Origin of the sequence: Janthinobacterium sp. EB271-G4-3-2 (genome assembly GCF_020858035.1) — a bacterium.
Classification (GTDB): Bacteria; Pseudomonadota; Gammaproteobacteria; order Burkholderiales; family Burkholderiaceae_D; genus Janthinobacterium; species Janthinobacterium aestuarii.
The window spans coordinates 53,495-76,149 of the sequence record NZ_JACYMG010000009.1; the positions used below are offsets into that span (position 1 = coordinate 53,495).

At 63.6% G+C, this 22,655-nt stretch carries 20 protein-coding genes; 11 read left to right on the forward strand and 9 right to left on the reverse strand.

Features of this window, described 5'->3' with window-relative positions; translation table 11 throughout:
• Positions 1-3: 3 nt before the first annotated feature.
• The 3 genes from IGS55_RS18790 to hemC are packed head-to-tail and all read right to left on the reverse strand — an operon-like array spanning position 4 to position 2,928.
• Positions 4-1,152, reverse strand: coding sequence for a uroporphyrinogen-III C-methyltransferase (locus tag IGS55_RS18790; protein ID WP_230517711.1), 1,149 nt, complete (start codon positions 1,150-1,152; stop codon positions 4-6).
• On the reverse strand, positions 1,149-1,931 hold the full coding sequence (locus IGS55_RS18795) for a uroporphyrinogen-III synthase (RefSeq protein WP_230517710.1): 783 nt from the start codon (positions 1,929-1,931) through the stop codon (positions 1,149-1,151). The genes IGS55_RS18790 and IGS55_RS18795 overlap by 4 nt, the downstream gene beginning before the upstream one ends.
• Entirely contained in the window at positions 1,924-2,928 is a 1,005-nt protein-coding gene (gene hemC / locus IGS55_RS18800) for a hydroxymethylbilane synthase (RefSeq protein ID WP_268991953.1), read from the reverse strand. The genes IGS55_RS18795 and hemC overlap by 8 nt, the downstream gene beginning before the upstream one ends.
• Before the next feature lie 243 nt (positions 2,929-3,171).
• Here hemC and ppc point away from each other — a divergent pair, with 243 nt between their 5' ends.
• From ppc to IGS55_RS18815, 3 genes are all read left to right on the forward strand, one after another.
• On the forward strand, positions 3,172-6,021 hold the full coding sequence (gene ppc, locus IGS55_RS18805; RefSeq protein ID WP_230517709.1) for a phosphoenolpyruvate carboxylase: 2,850 nt from the start codon (positions 3,172-3,174) through the stop codon (positions 6,019-6,021).
• A 179-nt stretch (positions 6,022-6,200) separates the two neighbouring features.
• Positions 6,201-7,997 (forward strand): PAS domain S-box protein, encoded by a 1,797-nt coding sequence (locus IGS55_RS18810; RefSeq protein WP_230517708.1) that lies wholly within the window; start codon positions 6,201-6,203, stop codon positions 7,995-7,997.
• 55 nt (positions 7,998-8,052) lie between these two features.
• A complete protein-coding gene (locus IGS55_RS18815; protein WP_230517707.1) occupies positions 8,053-9,192 on the forward strand; it encodes an HAF repeat-containing protein in 1,140 nt (379 codons plus the stop codon).
• A gap of 65 nt (positions 9,193-9,257) precedes the next feature.
• Here the strand turns inward: IGS55_RS18815 and rpoD are convergent, their stop codons facing one another.
• On the reverse strand, positions 9,258-11,816 hold the full coding sequence (gene rpoD / locus IGS55_RS18820) for an RNA polymerase sigma factor RpoD (RefSeq protein ID WP_230517706.1): 2,559 nt from the start codon (positions 11,814-11,816) through the stop codon (positions 9,258-9,260).
• 568 nt (positions 11,817-12,384) lie between these two features.
• Between rpoD and IGS55_RS18825 the strand changes: the two genes are divergently transcribed.
• From IGS55_RS18825 to IGS55_RS18835, 3 genes are read left to right on the forward strand one after another with little or no spacing between them, the layout of a single operon-like run.
• Positions 12,385-12,894: a ProQ/FINO family protein gene (locus tag IGS55_RS18825; protein ID WP_034758713.1), complete on the forward strand. Its 510-nt coding sequence runs from the start codon at positions 12,385-12,387 to the stop codon at positions 12,892-12,894.
• Between the two features lie 9 nt (positions 12,895-12,903).
• Complete coding sequence (locus tag IGS55_RS18830; RefSeq protein ID WP_230517705.1) at positions 12,904-13,551, forward strand: 3'-5' exonuclease; 648 nt, start codon at positions 12,904-12,906, stop codon at positions 13,549-13,551.
• A 20-nt stretch (positions 13,552-13,571) separates the two neighbouring features.
• Positions 13,572-13,994, forward strand: a complete 423-nt coding sequence (locus IGS55_RS18835) for an SMI1/KNR4 family protein (RefSeq protein ID WP_230517704.1) — start codon at positions 13,572-13,574, stop codon at positions 13,992-13,994.
• Positions 13,995-14,015: 21 nt separating this feature from the next.
• On the opposite strand, the gene IGS55_RS18840 is transcribed toward IGS55_RS18835, so the two are convergent.
• Together IGS55_RS18840 and IGS55_RS18845 are read right to left on the reverse strand one after the other, a co-directional pair.
• Entirely contained in the window at positions 14,016-14,363 is a 348-nt protein-coding gene (locus IGS55_RS18840) for a DUF4870 domain-containing protein (protein ID WP_230517703.1), read from the reverse strand.
• 89 nt (positions 14,364-14,452) lie between these two features.
• Positions 14,453-15,874 (reverse strand): aminotransferase-like domain-containing protein, encoded by a 1,422-nt coding sequence (locus tag IGS55_RS18845; protein WP_230517702.1) that lies wholly within the window; start codon positions 15,872-15,874, stop codon positions 14,453-14,455.
• Positions 15,875-16,030: 156 nt separating this feature from the next.
• Here IGS55_RS18845 and IGS55_RS18850 point away from each other — a divergent pair, with 156 nt between their 5' ends.
• Positions 16,031-16,753 (forward strand): c-type cytochrome, encoded by a 723-nt coding sequence (locus IGS55_RS18850; RefSeq protein ID WP_442908181.1) that lies wholly within the window; start codon positions 16,031-16,033, stop codon positions 16,751-16,753.
• On the forward strand, positions 16,750-18,024 hold the full coding sequence (locus IGS55_RS18855; protein WP_230517701.1) for a cytochrome c: 1,275 nt from the start codon (positions 16,750-16,752) through the stop codon (positions 18,022-18,024). Before IGS55_RS18850 ends, IGS55_RS18855 begins: the two co-directional genes overlap by 4 nt.
• Positions 18,025-18,187: 163 nt before the next feature.
• Here the strand turns inward: IGS55_RS18855 and IGS55_RS18860 are convergent, their stop codons facing one another.
• Complete coding sequence (locus IGS55_RS18860) at positions 18,188-18,823, reverse strand: SAM-dependent methyltransferase (protein ID WP_034758744.1); 636 nt, start codon at positions 18,821-18,823, stop codon at positions 18,188-18,190.
• 185 nt (positions 18,824-19,008) lie between these two features.
• Between IGS55_RS18860 and IGS55_RS18865 the strand changes: the two genes are divergently transcribed.
• Positions 19,009-19,803, forward strand: coding sequence for a head GIN domain-containing protein (locus tag IGS55_RS18865; RefSeq protein WP_230517700.1), 795 nt, complete (start codon positions 19,009-19,011; stop codon positions 19,801-19,803).
• Positions 19,804-19,863: 60 nt separating this feature from the next.
• Here IGS55_RS18865 and IGS55_RS18870 read toward each other — a convergent pair whose 3' ends face one another.
• Positions 19,864-20,406 (reverse strand): YaeQ family protein, encoded by a 543-nt coding sequence (locus IGS55_RS18870; protein WP_070291303.1) that lies wholly within the window; start codon positions 20,404-20,406, stop codon positions 19,864-19,866.
• Between the two features lie 39 nt (positions 20,407-20,445).
• Entirely contained in the window at positions 20,446-21,327 is an 882-nt protein-coding gene (gene purU / locus IGS55_RS18875; protein WP_034758753.1) for a formyltetrahydrofolate deformylase, read from the reverse strand.
• 344 nt (positions 21,328-21,671) lie between these two features.
• On the opposite strand from purU, the gene IGS55_RS18880 reads away from it, so the two are divergent.
• Together IGS55_RS18880 and IGS55_RS18885 are read left to right on the forward strand one after the other, a co-directional pair.
• Positions 21,672-22,184: a phasin family protein gene (locus IGS55_RS18880; RefSeq protein WP_230517699.1), complete on the forward strand. Its 513-nt coding sequence runs from the start codon at positions 21,672-21,674 to the stop codon at positions 22,182-22,184.
• 47 nt (positions 22,185-22,231) lie between these two features.
• Complete coding sequence (locus tag IGS55_RS18885) at positions 22,232-22,612, forward strand: KGG domain-containing protein (RefSeq protein WP_070304060.1); 381 nt, start codon at positions 22,232-22,234, stop codon at positions 22,610-22,612.
• Positions 22,613-22,655: the final 43 nt, after the last annotated feature.

A 22,655-nucleotide genomic window follows, 5' to 3' on the forward strand; every position in this document is an offset into this window, starting at 1 on the left:
GGCTCAGGACTTCGCTTTGTAGTTGCGCACAGCCGTCAGGCTGTCGGACAAGGTTGGCATTTCGATGGCCAGGTTGCTGCCCTGCACCTGGCGCAGCAGCGCTTGCGCCGTCTGCGTGCTCTTGGCGCGGGTGTCGAAATACTTGGCCAGCGCATCCTGCGCAGCGATCAAGTCGTTACGGAAAGCCGTTTCATTGCGCGACAACAAGGCCATGCGGGCATTGAGCAGGCGCAGCTTGACGTTTTCGCGCAAGAAATACGATTGCGTCGGCGACAGCATCAGCGCTTCCGGCGTATCGACGCGGCGGATGCGGATCAACTGGCGCACGTCGGCCCACATGTCGCCGCTCCAGGTATTGAAGCCGTCGCGCACTTTTTGCAGCAGCGGTTCCGGCGCCGGTGGACCCACCAGCTTGCCGCTGGCATCGCGCACGGGCTTGGCCTTGCCCGGTTTTTCCGGCGCGGCCGGCAAGGCCGGCGTTTCGTCGGACAGCATCGGCAAGGAGTCGATCTGGGCGATCACGGCGTCGAGGCGCAGGGCCACACCGGTCGAATCGACGCTAGGGAGGGCCTTGAGTTTTTCCATGTCGCGCCCGATGGCGCGGCGGATGGTGATGAATTGCGGCTTGTCCGAGCGCGACAGGCTGCGGTCCGCGTTTTGCAGGGCGATCAGCGCGCCGGGCACGTTGCCGGCCAGTTGCAGCTGCTGGCTGGCCGTCGACAGCACTTGCTCGATTTCCGTCAGCGCCCACTCGTCGCGGTTCTTCGACAAGTCGTTATACAGTTGTTCCAGGGCCAGCTGCTGGCTTTGCGTTTCGCTCTGGCGGTTTTCCAGCGCGCCCACCTTGATTTCCAGCTCTTTCGTGCCTTCTTGCACGTTGCGCGCCAGCACGCCCGTTTCGGCATTGCTGACATCGCCCTTTTGCAGGCGCTTGGCCACTTCTTCGCGCAGGTTGCGGATCTGCTTGCTGGTCGACCAGCTTTGCGCAGCCAGCAGCACGGCCAGCACGATGACGGCGATGCTCATGGGCTTTTGCAGCTGCTCCAGCAAGGTCGGCGCGCGGCCGGCAGGTTGGTCGGCCGCCTGCGGCGCCGTCTTCACGGCGCCGCCAGGCGTTGCATTCGGTTCGGAGAGTGTAGGCATTTCGTTCATGGTCGTGATTGTAACGCGGCGAGCACTCCTGCGTCGCCTGATCCTGTCAGGGTGACACGGGCAAAACCCAGGGCCGCCGCCGTTTGTGCAATGCGGGCGTGCGGCACGATCAGATGCTGCTGTTGCATTTTCACAACAGCCGTCTTTTCAGCATCCATTTCGCCCAGCAGCGCCAGCAAACCGCGCAGCGCTTCCGAGCTGGTGATGATCCAGTCATTATTATGCTGCAACAGGTTTTCCAGGGTCGCCCGCAAGGCCGGCGTCAGCGTCGGCACCTTGCGGCGGTAGGCCGTGACGAACTCGACTTCTGCGCCGGCCGCGCGCAAGCCGTCGGCCAGGTAATCGCGTCCGCCATCGCCGCGCACGATCAGCACGCGCTTGCCGCGCAGGGCCGGCAAATCCAGCGCCAGCAGCAGATGTTCGGAATCGCTGCGCGCCGTGTCCAGCGGGCTGGTGATGGCCGCGTTGGCCTCCGTGACGCCATGCGCGGCCAAGGCCATGCGGCTGCCCTCGCCCACCACGGCCAGCGGCACGCCTGGCGGCCAGGCGGGCAAGTGCGCAAAGACGCAATCGATGGCGTTCGGCGAGACGAAGGCCACCAGGTCATATTCGGCCAGGCGCGCCAGCACGGCCTGCAGCTGCGCGCATTCGTCCTTGCCGTCAAGCGCATGGATTTCCAGCAACGGCAGCAGTTGCACGGGCAAGCCCAGCGCCGCGATGTGGGCGGCCAGCGGCCCCGCTTGCGCTGCGGGCCGCGTGATCACCACGGTGTCAGGCATGCGGCGCCAGGCCTTCATGGTTGTCGGGTGTGACGGCGCACGAGGCGAGGATGCCGGCGGCGTCTTGCCCGCGCAGCAGTTCGGCCACTTGCTCGCCCAGCAGTTCGGGCGCACCCACCGGACCACTGACGTCGGCGCTGGCCATGCGCGCGCCGTCCGGCGTGGCGACCATGGCGCGCAAGCGCATCTGTTCGCCCTCGACGGTGGCGAACGCGGCCAGCGGGATCTGGCAGCTGCCGCCGAAAATCTTCGACACCTTGCGCTCGGCCGTGACGGCTTGCGCCGTGGCCATGTGGTTCAGCGGCGCCAGCAGGCGCACGAGGTCGGCACCGTCCGCGCGCCCGCTGCGGATTTCGATCGCCATGGCGCCCTGGCCTGCCGCCGGCAAGCTGTCTTCCGGCGCCAGCACGGCGCGGATGCGCGACGCCAGGCCCAGGCGTTTCAAGCCGGCGGCGGCCAGGATGATGGCGGCATAGTCGCCACGGTCGAGCTTGCCCAAACGCGTATCGAGGTTGCCGCGCAGGGGCAGTATCGTCAGGTGCGGATAGCGCGCGGCGATCAGCGACTGGCGGCGCAGGCTGCTGGTGCCGACGACGGCGCCATGCGGCAGCTCGGCCAGGCTGGCGTAATCGTTCGACACGAACGCGTCGCGCGGGTCTTCGCGCTCGAGGATGGCGGCCAGGGCAAAGCCTTCAGGCAACTCCATCGGCACGTCTTTCAGCGAATGCACGGCCAGGTCGGCGCGGCCTTCTTCCATCGCCACTTCCAGCTCCTTGACGAACAGGCCCTTGCCGCCTACCTTGGACAGGGCGCGGTCCAGAATCTGGTCGCCACGTGTGGTCATGCCGAGAATTTCAACGCTACACTGCGGATACAGGGCGGCCAGGCGCGCGCGTACGTGTTCAGCTTGCCACATGGCAAGACGACTCTCGCGCGTGGCGATCACCAGGCGGGCAGGAATATTCAATTCGTTCGGGGTCAATTCGGATGCTTTCAAAACAAGTTCTTTCGCTGTGGCTGTCGTTGTCATTATCGTTGCCATTTCGCCCGTCCGATATCAATTTGTATCGGAATGGCGCCCGGCGTCGCTATAATCGTTATCCCTTGGTCTAGAAGGCCAAGTCAGGCTAGCGTCCATGTTGAAGACCACAAATTTTATCATGCGCCCCCTCCCCTCTGCGGCCAAACGCCCGGTGCGATCCACATTCCCTTGCTTTTACACTTACTTTGGTTCTTTATTATGCTCAATGACGCAGTAGCACCAGAAATAGTTCCAGCGGCCGGCTCCGACAAGGACGCGCCGCTGAAAGAAGACATCCGCCTGCTGGGCCGCCTGCTGGGCGACGTGCTGCGCGAACAGGAAGGCGACGCCGTCTTCAATGTGGTGGAAACCATACGCCAGACTTCCGTGCGCTTCCGCCGCGAAGCGGACGCGGACGCCGCCCTGGAACTGGACGCCATGCTCAAGGAACTGAGCCGCGAACAGACGATTTCCGTCGTGCGCGCCTTTTCCTATTTCTCGCACCTGGCCAACATTGCCGAAGACCAGCACCACATCCGCCGCCGCCGCGCCCACCTGCTGGCCGGCTCCCCGGCGCAAAAGGGCAGCGTCAGCTTCGCGCTGAAAAAACTGCGCATGGCCGGCGTGCCGCGCAAGACCGTCGACACCTTCTTCCAGGACGCCCTGATCGCGCCCGTGCTGACGGCCCACCCGACGGAAGTGCAGCGCAAGAGCATCCTCGACGCCGAGCACGACATCGCCAGCCTGCTGGCCGAGCGCGACTTGCCGCAGACGCCGAAAGAACGGCAAGCCAATATGCAGCTGCTGCGCTCGCGCGTGGCCACCCTGTGGCAGACGCGCATGCTGCGCTACTCGAAGCTGACGGTGGCCGACGAGATCGAAAACGCCCTGTCCTACTACCGCATCACCTTCCTGCGCGAACTGCCGGGCCTGTATGACGATATCGAGGACGACATCGCCGCCGAGTACCCGAACGGCGATGGCACGATAGTACCGATCAACGCCGCCTACGTGCAGATGGGCAGCTGGATCGGCGGCGACCGCGACGGCAACCCGAACGTCAACGCGGGCACCATGCAGCATGCGCTGGCGCGCCACGCCACCACCATCCTCGATTTCTACCTCGACGAAGTGCATGCGCTGGGCGCGGAATTGTCCGTCTCGACCCTGATGGTGGGCGTGAGCGCCGAACTGCAGGCACTGGCCGACCAGTCGCCGGATGCTTCGCCGCACCGCAGCGACGAACCGTACCGCCGCGCCCTGATCGGCATCTATGCGCGCCTGGCCGCCACGGCCCGCGCGCTGGGCGCCACCAACATCCTGCGCAAGGAAGTGGGCCCGGCCGCCGCCTACCCTGACGCGGCCGCCTTTGTGGCCGACTTGCGCACCATCGTCGCCTCGCTCGAGTCGCACCACGGCGCGGCCCTCGTGCGCCCGCGCCTGGCCACCCTGGCGCGCGCGGCCGACATCTTCGGTTTCCATCTGGCCTCGCTCGACATGCGCCAGACCTCGGACGTGCACGAGCGCGTACTGGCCGACCTGTTCGCAAAAAGCGGCGTGGCCGCCGATTACACGGCCCTGTCCGAGGAAGACAAGCAGGCGCTGCTGCTGAACGAACTGGCCCAGCCGCGCCTGCTGTACTCGCCCTATATCGGCTACGCCGCGGAGACGGATTCCGAGCTGGCGATTTTGCGCGCGGCGCGCGACATCCGCCAGCGCTACGGCGCGCGGGCCATCCGCAACTACATCATCTCGCACACGGAAACCGTGTCCGACTTGCTGGAAGTATTGCTGCTGCAAAAAGAAACGGGCTTGCTGCGCACCGACTGGAAGGCCGGAGGCGACGGCGACAGCACGTGCGAGCTGATGGTCATTCCCCTGTTCGAAACGATACCCGACCTGCAGCGCGCGGCCGGCATCATGAGCCAGGTCATGGCCTTGCCCCTGGTAAAGCAATTGATCGCCAAGCAGGGACAGTTGCAGGAAGTCATGCTCGGCTATTCCGACTCGAACAAGGATGGCGGCTTCCTCACCTCGAACTGGGAACTGTACAAGGCGGAACTGGCGCTCGTCTCCGACTTTCAAAAGGCCGGCGTCAAGCTGCGCCTGTTCCATGGCCGCGGCGGTACCGTAGGACGTGGCGGCGGCCCCAGCTACGAAGCCATCCTGGCCCAGCCGCCGGGTACCGTCAACGGCCAGATCCGCCTGACGGAGCAAGGCGAGATCATCGCCTCGAAGTTTTCCAATGCGGAAATCGGCCGGCGCAACCTGGAATTGCTGGTCGCCGCCACCCTGGAAGCGAGCCTGGCGCCGCAGGAAGCCAATCCGGCCCGCAACAGCCAGCTGGCGCAGTTCGAAGCCGTGATGGCGCAGCTGTCGGACCTCGCCTATCACGCCTACCGCCACCTCGTGTATGAAACGCCGGGTTTTACGGAGTATTTCTTCTCGGCCACACCGATTGCGGAAATTGCCGAACTGAACCTCGGCTCGCGCCCCGCCTCGCGCAAGGCCAACCAGCGCATCGAAGACTTGCGCGCCATTCCCTGGGGCTTTTCCTGGGGCCAATGCCGCTTGCTGCTGCCGGGCTGGTTCGGCTTCGGCAGCGCCATCGAGGCCTGGATCAACGATGGCGAGCCAGCATCGAAGGATGACAGGATCGCCACCCTGCGCGCCATGTACGCCGAATGGCCATTCTTTGCCACCCTGCTGTCGAACATGGACATGGTGCTGGCCAAGACGGACCTGGCGATCGCCTCGCGCTATGCGGAACTGGTGGCGGACCAGGGCTTGCGCGAACGCATCTACAAGCGCATCACGGACGAGCATGGCAACACCTTGCGCTGCCTGGAGCTGATCACCGGCAATACCGAGCGCCTGGCGGGCAATCCCCTGCTGGCCCGCTCGATCCAGAACCGCTTCGCCTATCTCGACCCGCTGAACCATTTGCAAGTGGAATTGATCAAGCGCAACCGCGCCCTGTCCAGTGCCAGTAAAGTCGATGAACGGGTGCACCGCGGTATCCAGCTGTCGATCAATGGCGTGGCGGCAGGCTTGCGCAACACGGGCTGATCGCGTCAAACTGCCATCGGCAGGCAGGGGCCGGGACCGCAAGGGCCGGCCCCTTTTTGCTTGCTCAATGGAAAAATATTCTCAAGAAAGCAACATTTGGTATTACACTAGCGTCGGATATCCTCCCCACTCCGGCGCCACGTGCACCGCAGAGGCCAACCACGACGCCAGGAACGCGGATGAGCAAATGGTCGATTGAAACGCTGGGTGCGGCATGCGCCGCCCTCATCCTGGTCGTGCTGGGCTGGCTGGCGGGCGCGGCCTGGCAGGAACTCGACTTCTGGGAACATGTCTGGCTGTCGCTGCTGCTGGCGACCGCTGGCGGCATCGCACTGTGGCTGCTGCGCGTGCTGCGCAACCACCTGGCCAGCACGCGACTGCTGCTCGACGCCAGCGTCATGCGCTACCGCGACCTGAGCGAGACGGCGCAGGACGGGATGTGGCAAACGGATGCGCAAGGCACGATATTGCATCTCAACCAGCGCCTGTGCGACATGCTCGATATGCCTGCGGAAAAGCTGCTGGGCCATAAAATGAGCGAATTCTACGATGAGGCAACCTTGCTGCGCCTGTGTCCGCTGCGCCAGACAGCCACGGATAGCTGCATGGGCGAACTGCAGTACTGGCACAGCGACGGCTCGGAACGCTGGGCCATGATCAGCGGCCGCTGTCTGTACAACCAGCTGGGCACCCTGACGGGCGCGCTCGTGCTGGCCAGCGACATCACGGAACAAAAGCGGGCCGAACACGCGTTGAGCGTCGCCCATGCGGAGCTGGAAAGCCGCGTGGCCCTGCGCACGGCCCAGTTGCTCGACGTCAATCTCCAGTTGTCCGCGGAAATCGCCATGCGCGCGCAAACGGAAGCGGCCCTGGCGCGCAGCGAAGAGCGGCTGCAGGACATCATTTCCATGATGCCCCTGTCGCTGTTCCTCAAGGATGCCGATTCGCGCATTTTGCTGATGAACCAGGCTTGCGAACAGCAATGGGGCGTGCGCCAGCAGGACATCGCTGATGGACGCGACCTGCAGCACTTTCCCAGCGATCAGAACGTGGGCTTCCACGCGGCGGACCGGGAAGCGTTTGCCAGCCGCAAGGTGGTGATCCGCGAAGAATTGGTATGGAACGCGCAGCTGCAGGAAAATCGCCTGGTGCAGACGCACAAGAAACCCGTGTTTGACGCCAACGGCCGGCCGCAGATGATCATCGCCATGGCCATCGACATCACCGACAGCAAGCGTAATGAGGAAAACCTGGAACGCACCCTGGCCCAGCTGCGCGAACTGACCGACCACCAGCAAACCATCAAGGAAGAAGAGCGGCGCCGCATCGCGCTCGACATTCATGACGACCTGGGCCAGAACCTGATGGTGCTGCGCATCGACGTATCGCTGCTGCACGCGCGCACGGCCAGGACCCACCCGCGCCTGCACCGCCACGCGCAGCGCGTGCTCGATACCATCGATACCACCATCCGCTCCGTGCGTACCATCATCAATGACTTGCATCCCAGTACCCTCGAACTGGGGCTGGGCCCGGCGGCCGAATGGCTGATCCGCCAGATGGAGGGCCGCGGCGCCATCCGCTACCGGCTCACGCTCGACAGCGAGGCGCCGGACCTGGGCCTGGACCACCGCCAGACTTCGGCCATCTTCCGCGTGCTGCAGGAATCGCTGTCGAACATCGTGCGCCACGCCCAGGCCAGCGAAGTGGAAGTGGCGCTGGAACAGGACGCTGACGCCATCTTGCTGCGCATCAGCGACAACGGCATCGGCATGCAGCCGGGCGACCACGGCAAGCGGGCCGCCTTCGGACTGAAAAGCATACGCGAACGTGTCCACGCGCTGGGCGGCGAACTGCGTATCGACAGCCAGGCCGGCCAGGGCACGGTGCTGGCCATCCACTTGCCGCGGACCAGGAAAGGCCACCCAGCCAATCATGACACAACACAAGAATTATCAAAAACAGTAGAAAATTAAGTATGCATTTTCAACATTAAAAAGTATAGTAAGTTTTTTCTTTGAGGAAACTATCATGCTGCCACGGTTCTCCCGCTTCCGCTCCCCACTGCTTGGCCTGTGCCTGCTGGCCGCCGCCCCCATCGCCAGCGCCACCATCTATGCCGAACGGGGCTTTGGTGAAAGGGATGGCAACGGCAGCATCGCGTCCGACCTGAACCCGGCGGGCCTCGTGGCCGGCATCATCATGGAAGAAGAAGGACGGCGCCGCGCCGTGACATACCAGCATGGCCGCATCCGCGAGCTGGGCACCCTGGGCGGCGATGAAGGTTTTACCAAGGCCATCAATATCCATGGCGTGGTGGTCGGTTCGGCGCAGACGGCCAGCGGCGCCTGGCACGCCTTCCGCTACGACGCGGCGGGCGGCATGCGCGACCTGGGCACCCTGGGCGGCACCAGCAGTTATGCCACGGCCATCGCGCGCGGCGGCCAGGTGGCCGGCTACGCCGATACGAGCGGCGGCGATTTCCACGCCTTCGTGACGCAAGCCGACCACAGCCTGCAAGACCTGGGCACCCTGGGCGGCGCCAGCAGCTATGCCAGCGGCCTGAACAGCCATGGCGTGGTGGTGGGCACGGCCCAGCGCGACGACGGCTACCGCCGCGCCTTCGTCTACCGCCCCGGCGCGGGCATGCAGGAAATCGGCACCCTGCCCGGCGGACGCATCAGCTCGGCCACCGCCATCAATGACGCGGGCCTGATCGTGGGCGCCTCGGAAACGGAGAAACGGCGCTGGCACGCTTTTGCCTGGGACGGCAAGCGCATGCTCGACCTGGGCGCCATGATCGGCCAGGGCGACAGCTACGCCACGGCGGTCAATGCGGCCGGACACGTGGTCGGCAGCGTCAACATCAACGGCTTTGAACCGATGACCTTTGTCTACAAGGAAGGCGTGATGACGGTGCGCCGCCGCGACGACGGCCTGTACCTGACCAACAAGATCACGGACGCCGGGCTGGTGGTGGGCGCCGTCTACACGGGGCATAAGTTCCAGGCCTTCGCCGTGCCGTCGCAAGCGTCGCCGGCGCCGCCGCGTCGCAACCCGCTGGACTGGTTCTTCATGACCGTCATCGTCGGCGCCAGCGGCGTGGCCCTGTACAAGCTGCAGCGCCATCACCGCGCCGGCCTGCAAGGCCAGCGTACGTATTTCATGTAAGCCAACGCTGCGGATGGACGAAAAAAAAGAGGCTTGCGCCTCTTTTTTTGTTGCTTGCCCTACGCTTAGTTTTGCGTCAGGAAGGTTTTCAGCTTGTCCGAACGCGAAGGCTGGCGCAGCTTGCTCATGGCTTTCGCCTCGATCTGGCGGATGCGCTCGCGCGTCACGTCGAACTGCTTGCCCACTTCTTCCAGCGTGTGGTCGTTCGACATTTCCACACCGTAACGCATGCGCAGCACTTTCGCTTCGCGCGGCGTCAACGAGTCCAGCACTTCCTTGATCACGTTGCGCATCGAGGCGTGCAGCGCGGCGTCCAGCGGCGCCAACGTCGTGTTGTCTTCGATGAAGTCGCCCAGTTGCGAATCGCCGTCTTCGCCCATCGGCGTTTCCATGGAAATCGGCTCTTTCGCGATCTTCATGATTTCGCGCACCTTGTTTTCCGGCATTTCCATCTTGACGGCCAGGGTCGCCAGGTCCGGCTCGCTGCCCGTTTCCTGCATGATCTGGCGCGAGATGCGGTTCATCTTGTTGATCGTTTCGATCATGTGCACCGGCACGCGGATGGTGCGGGCCATGTCGGCGATCGAACGCGTGATCGCCTGGCGTATCCACCAGGTGGCGTAGGTCGAGAACTTGTAGCCGCGGCGGTATTCGAACTTGTCGACGGCCTTCAGCAGACCGATGTTGCCTTCCTGGATCAGATCGAGGAATTGCAAGCCGCGGTTGATGTATTTCTTGGCGATCGAAATGACCAGACGCAAGTTGGCGACCGTCATTTCGCGTTTCGCGTGACGGGCACGCTTTTCGCCGGCAGCCATCTGCTTGTTGATCTTGCGCAAGTCAGCCAGCGGCAAGGCCACGCGCGCTTGCAGGTCGATCATCTTCTTTTGCAGTTCCTTGACGGCAGGCACGTTGCGGCTGAGGATGGCGCTGTACGGATACTTGCAATCGACTTCGCGGTCGACCCATTCCAGGTCGCATTCATTGCCTGGAAACACCTTGATGAAGTGGGCGCGCGGCATGCCGCATTTGTTCACGCACAGTTCCAGCACGGCGCGCTCGATGTGGCGCACTTCTTCCATCTGGCCGCGCAGGGTGTCGCACAGCTTTTCCACGACCTTGGCCGTGAAGCGGATGCCCAGCAATTCCTGCGAAATGGCTTCCTGCGCCTTGATGTAGGCTTTCGAGTTGTAACCCTCGGGCGCCTTGCGCATCTTGTCGTACTGCGTCGAAATGACGTTGAATTTCTCCAACGCATTCTTTTTCAGCTGCGCCAATTGTTCGCTGGAGAAACCGGCCGCGCCGCCATTGGCGTCGCCGTCTTCTTCCTCGGCGTCTTCTTCCTCTTCCTCGTCGTCACCGCTGGCGGCGGCAGGCGCGGCGGCAGCGGCTGGCGCCGGGGCATTGCTTTCGTTCAGATCGACAAAGCCGTCGACCACTTCATCGACCTTGATTTCGTCGCGCGCGATTTTTTGCGACAGCGCGACGATTTCGCCGATCGTGGTCGGGCAGGCGGAGATGGCCTGGATCATGTCTTTCAGGCCGCCTTCGATGCGCTTGGCGATCTCGATCTCGCCTTCGCGCGTCAGCAGCGCCACTGCGCCCATTTCACGCATGTACATGCGCACGGGGTCGGTGGTGCGGCCGAAGTCGGAGTCGACGGTCGACAGGGCGGTCGCGGCGGCCGCTTCCACTTCATCGTCGCTGGTGACGGTGGCGACGTTGTCAGTCAACAACAAGCTTTCCGCGTCAGGAGCGCGCTCGTAGACGGCGATGCCCATGTCGTTGAAGGTGGCGATGATGCCTTCGATCGCTTCCGGATCGATGATGTTTTCCGGCAATTGGTCATTGATCTCGGCATAGGTGAGGAAGCCGCGTTCCTTGCCCATGTTGATCAAGCCCGTGATCTGCTTGCGGCGGCGTTCCAGGTCCGCCGCCGATGCTTCCGGATCGCCCAATGCGTCCGCCAGGCCGCCCTTGGCCTTGCGGTCGCGCGCCTTCGACACGGCCTTCAGTTCGGCGCGCTCGACGGCGTTCAGTGCTGCCACTTCATCGTTTTCCGGCGTGAATTCGCTTGGTTTGCGGCCACGGCGGCCTGGCACCTTGACGGTTGGCAGGAAGTAATTCGAGGTATCGATGGCGGCCAGGGCATCGGCGTCCGTGGTCTTGCTGACCACTTGCGCACCGGTGATGATGGTCACGGGCGCCGCTTCCGGCTTGGCGCGCACGACTTTCGAACGGGCTGCCGTCACCACTTTGTTGGTGGCGGCGCTTTCGCTGACCTTGCGCGGCGCGGCCGGAGCCTTGGCGCCGGGGGCGATCTTCACGCTTGGCGTTTTCGCCGGTGCGGCGTCGGCCACCTCGGCCACTTCGGCAACAGCCTCTACGGCCGGCGCGCTGACGTCCGCTTCCGCAGCCGCATCGGCCGGTGGCACGGCGGCCAGGCGCGAGCGGCTTTTCTTCACCACGGTGACGACGGTCGGCGCCGTCGTGACGGTCGCTTCCGGATTCGCTTGCGCATTATCGATGAAGTAAGATAAAGTCGTTTTGGGTACGGCAAGTGGTGCCGCGGCTGGGCGTGGCGCCTTGGCGGACAACGTTAAAGTTTTTGGCGTATTCTTCATGAGATATCTCTTAATGCGAGACCAGATGGTGTCGGCGCGAAGTGAATGATTCCACCTAAGCCTGCGAAACCGGACTCGATGGAGCGTATTGTTGCGGCTGCCGTGTCAACGGCAGCGGCGCCTGTCTATCGGGACGTTCAAAGCCCGCGCATCCGTCATGCGGAGCGGCGGGGCCGAAGCCGGGTCAGATAAATAAGCGATGTACATTGCGGAATGAAAAAAAGCCCGTACCAGAACGGGCTTGAATCTATTGTTGTTCAGTGAAGACACAGCGGAGAGCAAGATTATGCACGAAGGCCAGTTATCTGGATAATTGATAAGCGGAATATCCCATATCAAAAATACTAATAGTGATGGCCTGTACCGCACTGCTCCTATCCCCTGCACACCTGAGCCAGACCGTCAAAAACAGGGTCCAGTCATCAGCGCAAGCCGACATTATACACATTTCCCGCATTTCGCGCTGTGCCCGCTGTAGCGCGAAGCCGTTTATCGCAGGTCAAGTTGCCAAAAAAGACAATGCACTTGCCTGTGGCGCGTGCTATGCTCCCCTTTTATAGCCCAACCAATGATGTCGATGACCAGCTCCACGCCAGACCAGCAAGCCACCACTCCTGACACGCCAGTCGATGCAGCCCCAGCGGCGGCACCGGCCGCAGCGACCACGCCGGCGCCTGCCGGCCTGACCGCGCGCGCCCTGCTGAAGCAGTTCCAGGAGCAATTCCCGCCATTCCGCGATTGCCTGCCCTTGTCGATCGGTATCGACAAGCAGATCCTGGCGCGCCTGCCGGACCTGGACCGCAAGCTGATGCGCACGGCGCTGGGCATCCACACGGGTTCATTGCGCTACCTGCGCGTGATGGAAAAAGCCAAGGTACGCTACGACCTCGACGGCACCGCCGGCGCGGAAGTGACGCAAACCCACCGCGACCACGCCACGCAAGTCTTGCAGCAGCGCTTCAAGAAGGAAGCCGAGCGCAAGAAAGCCGAGCGCGACGCGGCCGCCGCCGAAGAAGCGAACCGTTTGCGCCTGGAAAAACTGAATCAGCTGACCGCGAAATTCTCGCGCAAAGGCTGATCCGGTTTCATGGACACAGCTGCCGCACCGCCACTCCCCCCGTATCAAGGCATCGCCCTCGAGCACGTCAAGCTGGTACGCACCAGCGATGATGCAAAAGCGGCCATGGCCGCCCTGCTGGCAGCGGATGCCATCGGCTTCGATACGGAATCGAAGCCGACGTTCGTCAAGGGCGAGTCGTCCACGGGACCGCATTTGATCCAGCTGGCCACCGACGACATCGCCTACCTGTTCCAGGTGGGCAGCACGCCGGCGCCGGCCCTGGCCGAACTCAAAGCCATCCTCGAATCGACCACCACCCTGAAGGTGGGTTTTGGCCTGTCCGACGACGTCAAGCGCCTGCGCAACAAGCTCGGTATCGCGCCAGCCCAGGTGCTCGACCTGTCCGTCGCCCTGCGCGGCGGCCAGCGCAACGACCTGGGCGCGAAGACGGCCGTGGCCAAGTTCTTCGGCCTGCACCTGCAGAAATCGAAAAAGATCTCCACCACCAACTGGGCCACGTCGCGCCTGACGGAAAAGCAGATCCTGTACGCGGCCGACGATGCACAAGTGGCCCTGCGCGTGTACCGCCGCTGGATCGCCGAAGGCGGTAAAGTGGCGCCGCAAAAAGCCCCGCGCGCCAGCACGCCGCCTGCCCCACCGCCCGCTCCCGCCTGAAACTGACGCCTTCCTGCAGCATGAACAAGAACAAGTCCATCGGCACCACGCTTGAGGCGATCGCCGCCGCCGAACAGGCGCTGGGGCGTTCGCTGCCCGCGTCCTACGTGCAATGGTTATTGGTAAACAATGGCCGCGCGCTGGGCGCCTTGAGCATATTTCCCGTCTACGACGCGGCCAATGCGCGCAAGACGTGGGAATCGATAGAACGCCATTACCGCACCGATTGGCAAGAGTGGCTCGAGAATACGGATGACGGCGATGCCGCATCCCTGCTGCCCTTTGCCCAGTTCGGCACGGGCGATTACTATTGTTTTGACTATGCGCAAACGGGGCCATCGGGCGAGCCGGTGGTCGTGCTGTGGTCGCACGAAACAGGGACTGCCACCACGGTGGCGCCCGACTTTGCGTCATTCCTGATACTGCCCGGCCGCCCGGGCTGACACCCGGCGGCCGGCGCAGCCTTATTTGACGAGACGCAAGGTCAGGGGATAGCGGTAAGTGATGCCATTACTGGCCTTGACGGCAGCAACGATCGAGCACACCAGATTGGCCAGCGCCACGATCCAGAACAGGAACAGGCCGATCAGCACGAACGACAGGATGAAGCAGGCGAAATACCAGATGATCAGGGTGATCTGGAAATTGAGCGCTTCGCGGGCGTTCTCGGCCGAGAATTTATCCGCATCATCTTTCTTGATCAAATAAATGATCAACGGCGCCACCCAGCTGGTGAACAGGCCGCCAACGTGGGACAGAATGGCGATCGTCGTATCTTGCGTACGACCCGCTTCCGGCTGCGTGTTATCCATTATCATTCCCATCATTAGTTATAGATACTTCAATATAACAGCAATATTTCCTTTTGGAATGAAACATTTGCTGACGCAAGGGCCTTTTTTCATGTGCCGCTTGCCGCCGCCTGCGCCAGCCGCCCCAGGGTGGCGATGGCCTCTTCCAGCTGCGGGCTCCACGGGTGGCCGTAATTGAGGCGAATGCAATGGCGAAACGCGCGCGTGGCGGAAAAAATGGGACCGGGCGCGATGCTGATGCCGGCCGCCAGCGCGCTACGGTGCAAGGCCAGCGCATCGATACGGGCAGGCATCTCCACCCAGACGAAATAGCCGCCCTGCGGCCGCGTCACCCGCGTGCCGGGCGGAAAATGCACGGCGATGGCTTGCAGCATGGTGTTTTGCCGCGCCGCCAGGGTCAGCCGCAGCTGGCGCAAATGGCGGTCGTAGCCGCCCTGCGCCAGGTAATCGGCCAGCGCCATCTGCAGCGGTATCGGCGCCGACAGGCTGGTCGTCAGTTTCAGGCGCTCGACCTGGCGCGCATAGCGGCCCGCCACGGCCCAGCCCAGGCGAAAGCCGGGCGCCAGGGTCTTGGAAAACGAACTGCAATGCATCACCAAGCCCGCGCTGTCGTGGCTTTTCGTCAGACCGGGGCGCTGCTTGCCGAAATACAGCTCGCCATACACGTCATCCTCGATCAGCGGCACGCCATGGCGCGCCAGCAGTTCGACCAGCGCGCGCTTCTTTTCCGGCGGCATCAGGCTGCCCAGGGGATTCTGGAAATTCGTCATCAGCCAGCACGCCTTGGGCTGGTGGCGCCGCAGCAATTCTTCCAGTGCCGCCAGGTCGACGCCATCGCGCGGGCTGGTGGCGATCTCTACTGCCTTGAGTTCCAGCCGCTCCAGCGCCTGCAGGCACGCGTAGAAGCTGGGCGACTCGATCAGCACCGTGTCGCCGGGCCGCGTGACGGCTTGCAGACACAGGTTCAGCGCTTCCAGCGCGCCATTCGTGATGACGATGTCGTCGCTGGAAACGGGCACGCCGTCGAGCTGGTAGCGCAGCGCGATCTGGCGGCGCAGCTCGGCATTGCCCAAGGACAAATCCGTGACGGTGCTCCACGGGTCGAGACGGCGCATGCTGGCCGACACGGCCCGCGCCAGCCGTTCCATGGGGAACAGATGCGGGCTGGGAAACGCCGAGCCGAACGGCACGATGTCGCGCGCGCCGACGGCGCCCAGCACTTCGAACACGAGGTCGCTGACGTCGACGGTGGTGCTGGCGGCCAGCGGATGGGAACTGTCCGGCTCGGGCGCCAGCGCGGCGCGCTGCGGCGCCACGTAATAGCCGGAGCGGGGGCGCGAGACGATCATGCCGCGCGCTTCGAGCAAATAATATGCCTGGAACACCGTCGACGGGCTGACGCCCCTGCGCGCATGCTGCTGGCGCACGGACGGTAACTTATCGCCAGGCAGCAACAGCTGCGCGCTGATCATGGCGGCGACTTCTTCCGCCAACTCCTCATATCGTTTCAACCCTGCTCCTCAAACTGATCCGTAGTTTTATTGCACAACTGATCCTGTCACAGTGACAGCGCCCGGTATATGCTAGGCTCATAAAAATTAACCGGGCAGCAACACCGGCACACCATATCGACCGACGAGACAGGCTATTTTCCCATGCAACTCTCCATGCTACTGCATTCCCCCCTCGTGCTGGTGCTGACCCTCGTGCTGCCCGGCATGGCGCTGGCCGCGCCAGCTGCCATCTCCGCCAGCCACGACAGCCTGGAGCAGCGCATCAAGGCGTGCACGTCCTGCCATGCGCAAGAGGAAAAGCACGACGCCTTCTTTCCCCGCATCGCCGGCAAGCCTGCCGGCTACCTGTACAACCAGCTGCTGAACTTTCGCGAGGGACGGCGCCAGTATCCGCTGATGAACTATATGGTCGAGCACTTGCCTGACGATTACCTGCGTGAAATTGCCGAGTATTTTGCGGCACAGCACCCTGCACCGCCGCCGGCCCAGCCCAGCGGCGCCGGCGCGGTCGCCCTGGCGCGGGGACAGCAACTGGTGCTGCGCGGTGACGCCGGCAAAAAAATTCCCGCCTGTATCGCCTGCCACGGCCAGCAGCTGGCCGGCGTGGCGCCCGCCATCCCCGGCTTGCTGGGCTTGCCGCGCGACTATATAAACGCCCAGCTGGGCGCCTGGAAGAACGGCATCCGCCGCGCCCACTCACCGGATTGCATGGCGCAAGTGGCGCAGCGCCTGTCCGACGCGGACGTGGGCGCCGTCTCGGCCTGGCTGGGTACGCAAGTGGCCAGCGCCGACGCGCGTCCCGCCGGCAGCATCACCGTGCCCTTGCCGCTGCATTGCGGCGGCGTGCCCGGTTCCAGCGCGCAGGTGGCGCCATGAAAAAATGGATGATCGCGCTTGCCGGCGTCGCCATCGTTGCGGCCGGCGCCAAATTCCTCCTGTGGCCGGCGGACGACATGGGACCGCCCGCCGTGGCCAGCACCCTGAGCCAGGATCAGCTGGTCGCGCGCGGCGCCTACCTGGCCAAGGCGGGCGACTGCATGGCTTGCCACACGACGCGCGGCGGCGTGCCCTACGCGGGCGGACGGGCCTTGCAGACGCCGTTCGGCAAGGTGCTCTCGCCCAACATCACGGCGGACAAGGAAACGGGCATCGGCAGCTGGACGGCCGACGATTTCTGGCGCGCCATCCACAACGGCAAGTCGAAAGACGGCCGGCTGCTGTATCCGGCCTTCCCCTACACCAGCTACACCAAGGTGCGGCGCGAAGACAGCGACGCCCTGTATGCGTATTTCCAGAGCGTGCCGCCGCACAAGCAGGCGAACGCGCCGCACGCGCTGCGCTTCCCCTACAACCAGCAGATCGCGCTGGCCGCCTGGCGCGCCCTGTATTTCAAACCGGGCGTGTACCAGCCGCTCACAAACAAAAGCATGGAATGGAACCGCGGCGCCTACCTGGTGCAAGGCCTGGGCCACTGCAGCGCCTGCCATAGCAGCCGCACCACCCTGGGTGGCAGCGACGACGGCCTGTCGGGCGGCCTGATCCCCGTGCTGGGCTGGTACGCGCCGTCGCTGACGTCGGATGCGGAGGCGGGTCTCGGCGACTGGGATACGGCGCATATCGTGGAATTGCTGCAAACGGGCGTGTCGCCGCGCGCCACCGTCTTCGGCCCCATGGCGGAAGTCGTGCGGCAAAGCTTGCAGCACATGAACACAGCCGACGTGCAGGCGATGGCCGTCTACCTGAAAAGCTTGCCCGGCCCCGCGCAGCCCGCACAACGGGCGCCGCGCGACACGTCGGAACAAGCCAGGCAGCAACTGGCGCTGGGCGCGAAACTGTATGAAGCGCAATGCGCGAGCTGCCACCAGGCCGACGGCAAGGGCGTGCCGCCCGGCTACCCGCCGCTGGCCGGCAACCGCGCGCTGACGACGCAGTCGGCCGTGAACGCCATCCGCCTCGTGCTCAACGGCGGCTTCGCGCCCGGCACCCGCGGCAACCCGCGTCCCTACGGCATGCCGCCGTTCGGCCCCGTCATGGATGACACGGAAGTGGCGGCCGTGGTCACGTATCTGCGGGCGTCGTGGGGCAATGATGCGCCGGCCGTGTCGGCGCTGGAAGTGAATAAATACCGCAGCGTGCCACTGGAATAATCGAGTAACGCAGCGGAAATCCGGGGTCAGTCCCTGCGGGATCGGAATGCCCCCCCCCCATTGGGGCGCACTCCCCCGCCGGGTCTGGCCCCGGCACTCATTTAACGGGTGAACTCGTAAAAAAACCGGCAAGCGCCGGTTTTTTCATCGCAAGCAGCAATCCTCAGCGGAACTTGCTCTTGTGCCCCGTCTTCAAGTCCAGCGCATAGCGCACGCCATTGTCCGTCAGCATGACTTCATCGGGCGGCTCTTCGCCGGCCAGGGCGCCGTCGATCAAAGGCAAGCCTTCGCCCTTGCGCATCAGGTCATCGCAGCGCTCGTACACATTCGCACAACCGGTGGATGCCATCAGCGATTGCACGATGGCCACTTTCCACGCGTCGACGCCGCCGGCGTTGAATTCGCAGATCAGATAGCCTTGTACGCCGCCAAACAGCTGCACCACCAGGCCCGGCAAGCCCTCGTCCTCGCCCTTGATCAGGGTCAGCAGCTGGTTTTCGCCCGCCTTCTTGATGGCCGGCAGTTTTTTCTCGATGGCGGCCTTGACCCTGCGCTTGATCAGCGCGTGGTCGACCGGTTCGTCTTCCTTGAAGCTCCAGATGCGCGCGCGGATCTGCGACTTCGAATTGTAGGCGGCGCGGGCGATGAATTGCTTCGAGGAGCTTTGCACGATGGCCGTCGAGCCGGGCTTCATTTTTTCCTGCGGCTTGCCTTCGACTTTTTCAATCGCGGATGCGTAAATCCACGATTGGCCCAGCAAGCTCTTTTCCTTGCCCTGTTTGATGGTGATGATCAGCATGTAATTCCAGTAGTGTGAGCGGCGCGTGCCGCTCGTCGTATGTCCCACCGACATCATACCTCATGCCATCCTGTCGCAGCCTCCTGCATTCCATGCCGCTGCCGGCGCAGTCTGTCGCAGGACGGTACGCAGACGCGGCCGGCTGGCATACCATGCTCTCATACCAATTCCAACAGGGAGCAAGAATGACACAGCCACTTTTCCACCGCCGCCACCGCCGTCACGCCAGCGCCGCGGCCGCCCTGCTGCTGGCCGCCTGCGCGCTGGCCATTCCGGCCGCACCGGCACTGGCGTCGCCGCTCGACTGGATTTCCGGCAACAGCATCCAAGGCAGCGGCAAGCTGCAAAAGCAGACGCGCGACGTGGGCAGCTTCCATGCCGTGGCGCTGAACGTGCCGGGCACGGTCGAACTGCGCATCGGCAACACGGACAGCGTCACGATCGAAGCGGACGACAATATCCTGCCGCTGATCGACACGGCCGTGGAAAACGGCACCCTGCGCATCCGCCCCGCCAAGCGCAACGCCAACTTCCGCCAGAGCAGCCTGACCATCGTCATCCAGGCGCGCCAGGTGGAGCGCGTCAGCGTGGGCGGCTCGGGCAACATCACGGCAACGGGCTTGCGCGCCGAGAACCTGCGCTTCGACGTGGGCGGTTCCGGTTCCATCCACGCGCGCGACCTCGACAGCCGCCAGGTTTCCATCGCCATCGGCGGCAGCGGCAGCTTCAAGGCCAGCGGCAAGACGGAGCAGCTGACGGCATCGATCGGCGGCTCCGGCAATATCGAGGCGGGCCGCCTGGCCGCGCGCGAGGTGCAGGTGAGCATCGGCGGTTCGGGCGAAGCCACCGTGTGGGCCAAGCAAGACTTGGCCATCAGCATCGGCGGTTCGGGCGAAGTAAGCTACTACGGCGATCCGCGCATCAGCCGCAGCATGCAGCGTTCGAGCAGCATCCGCCGCCTCGGCGCGGCACCGAACTAATCATTCACAAGGAAAAAAAGCCCGGATCGCTCCGGGCTTTTTGCATTTCCAACAGTCAAATCAGCGGGCCGGCTTGACCGGTTCGCGGTCGATCAGGACCGTGTTGACGCTGTCCGTCAGCCATATCTGGCCATCCTGGATCGTGCATTGCAGCTGCATCGTGCGCTGCGCCAGCTTGCTCATGTCTTGCGCCGCCTCGGAGGGCAGGTTGATCACGGTCAAGTTCTTCGCCCGTTCCAGCTTGTTGGCGATCTGCTTCCACCAGATGTGGCTCGTTGCGCCATAGCTGTAAACGATGACCTGTTCTGAACGGCCGCACGCCTTGAGGATGCGCTTTTCGTCGGGCTGGCCCACTTCGATCCACAGCTGGATGGCGCCCGTCAAGTCTTTCTGCCACAGGTCGGGCTCTTCCGTGTCGAACAGGCCCTTGGTGAACGTCAGCGCCTCGTCGGCATGGATGGCGAACGCCAGCAGGCGCACCATCATGCGCTCGTCCGTTTCGGACGGGTGGCGTGCCAGGGTCAGCGCGTGATCCTGGTAGTAATTGCGGTCCATGTCGGCGATCTGCAGATCGGCTTTGAAAATTGTTGCTTTGAGGGCCATCGTGTTTCTGTCTCGGTAAAGTGAATAGTGAAGTCGGTATCAGCGGAAAACCACCGTCTTGTCGCCATTTTTCAGGATGCGGTGCTCGACGAACCATTTCACGGCGCGCGCCAGCACCACGCACTCGACGTCGCGGCCGATGGCCGTCAGGGTTTCCGCATCCATCGCATGATCGACGCGCTCGACGTCCTGCTCGATGATCGGGCCTTCGTCCAGGTCGCCCGTGACGAAATGGGCCGTCGCGCCGATCAGCTTGACGCCGCGGTGATGCGCCTGCGCATATGGCTTGGCGCCCTTGAAGCTGGGCAGGAAGGAGTGGTGGATATTGATGGCGCGGCCATCGAGCGCCTGGCACAGGCCCGGCGACAGGATTTGCATGTAGCGCGCCAGCACCACCAGGTCGATCTTGTGCGTGTCCATCAGGTCGATGATCTTCGCTTCCTGCGCCAGCTTGGCCGCTTCCGGCGCGCCGGTGGCCAGCGGCAGGTGGTGGAAGGGAATATTGTAGCTGGCCGCCAGCTGGTAGAACTCCATGTGGTTCGACACGATGGCGGGAATTTCCACGTTCAGCAAGCCGCTCTTGTAGCGGAACAGCAAATCGTTCAGGCAATGGCCGATCTTCGACACCATCAGCATGACGCGCGGCTTGACGCGCGCATCGTGCAATTGGCCATGGAAGGCGCCGTTCAACTGCATGGCTTGCGACAAGTCGGCGAAGTCGCTGCGCAACTGGGCGTCGCTGACGGCGCCGTCTTCCAGCGCGAAATGCACGCGCATGAAGAACAGCTGGGATTCCTGGTCGCCGAATTGGGCGGAATCGAGGATGTTGCAGCCGTGTTCGGCCAGGAAGCCGGAGACGCGGTGCACGATGCCGCGCTGGTCCAGGCAGGACAGGGTCAGGATGTATTCGGGATGCGTCATGGTCGCGGAATCAGGTAAAAAGTAAGGCGATGCTCGGCTCAGCCACGCGCGCCGGCCATCGGCTGCGCTGCCGCGAGCCGGCTATTGTCGCACGGCCGGGCCTGTAAACATGCATTTTCCACACAAGCGGCATGGCTGCCGACTGCGGCGGCCTGATTGACGTTCATTTGATCTAGCACAAAGTCGCCGCGTTTTTCCACCTGCCAGCCCCCATTCTCGCGTCAAACCGGCATCAGGCGTGGAACCTGGCACGCCATTGGGCGTCTATCTCTTTGCTTGTTTCACCATACGTCGCACCCGGTGCACCGGGTGTTTCCCGGATCAGTTTTTCATTGAGGTAGAACATGTTCCCAAACAGTATTTCCCCCAGTCTCAGCCCCGCCCTGAAGTCCCATCTCGAGGCCCAGTGCAGTTTCGCCACGGAACTATCGCGCAAGATGTTCGATACGGTGCAGCAATTGAGCGAGCTGCATCTGCGGCTGGCGCAAGACCTGCTGCAGGAATGGAGCAACGCCAGCCAGCAACTGCTGTGCGCACGCGACACGGGCGAGTTCATGTCGATGGCCGCCGGCCAGTTGCAGCCAAGCGGCAACAAGCTGCGCCAGTACCAGCAGCAACTCGGCAATCTCGTCGCCAACGCCAATGTCGAAATGAACCGCACGGCAGAGAATCACCTGCCGGAAGCGCGCCGCACGGCTGTGGCCTTCGCTGACGAAGTGGTACGCAAGACGGCCGAAGAAACGGAAAAAGCCGCGCAACGCCAGCGTGAAATGATTGAAAAGATGCATGCCACGGGCCACCGCGACGGCGCGGGCAGCAGCCGCGATACCAGCAGGCAATCCGAGCAGGCGCATTGAGCGTCCGCATTGACCACTTGACCCCACTCGACAGCAAGGAGAGCGACATGGCTAGCAATCAAGGTAATGAACAGGGCAAAGGCGCTGGCAGCAGCCAGAAAACCAGCGAATCGGGCAGCGCCAAAGGCACGAGCAAACGCGGTTTCGCCGCCATGAATGAGGAGCAGCAACGCGAAATTGCCAGCAAGGGCGGCCAGGCAGCCCATCAAAAGGGCACGGCGCATGAATTCGATTCGGAAGAAGCACGCCGGGCCGGGCAGAAAGGCGGCGAAGCCGTCAGCCGCAACCGCGAACACATGGCGGAAATCGGCCGCAAAGGCGGCGAAAGCCGGCAATCGGCCCAGCGCGCCAATGAAAGCCGCAGCACGGCGGCGCGCAGCGGCGGCACTGGCCGGCAAGGCGGCAAGGACGAAGACGACAAGGGCTGACCGCGACTGGCGCGAATGGCCGGGCTGAGCGGCTTGGTCCGGC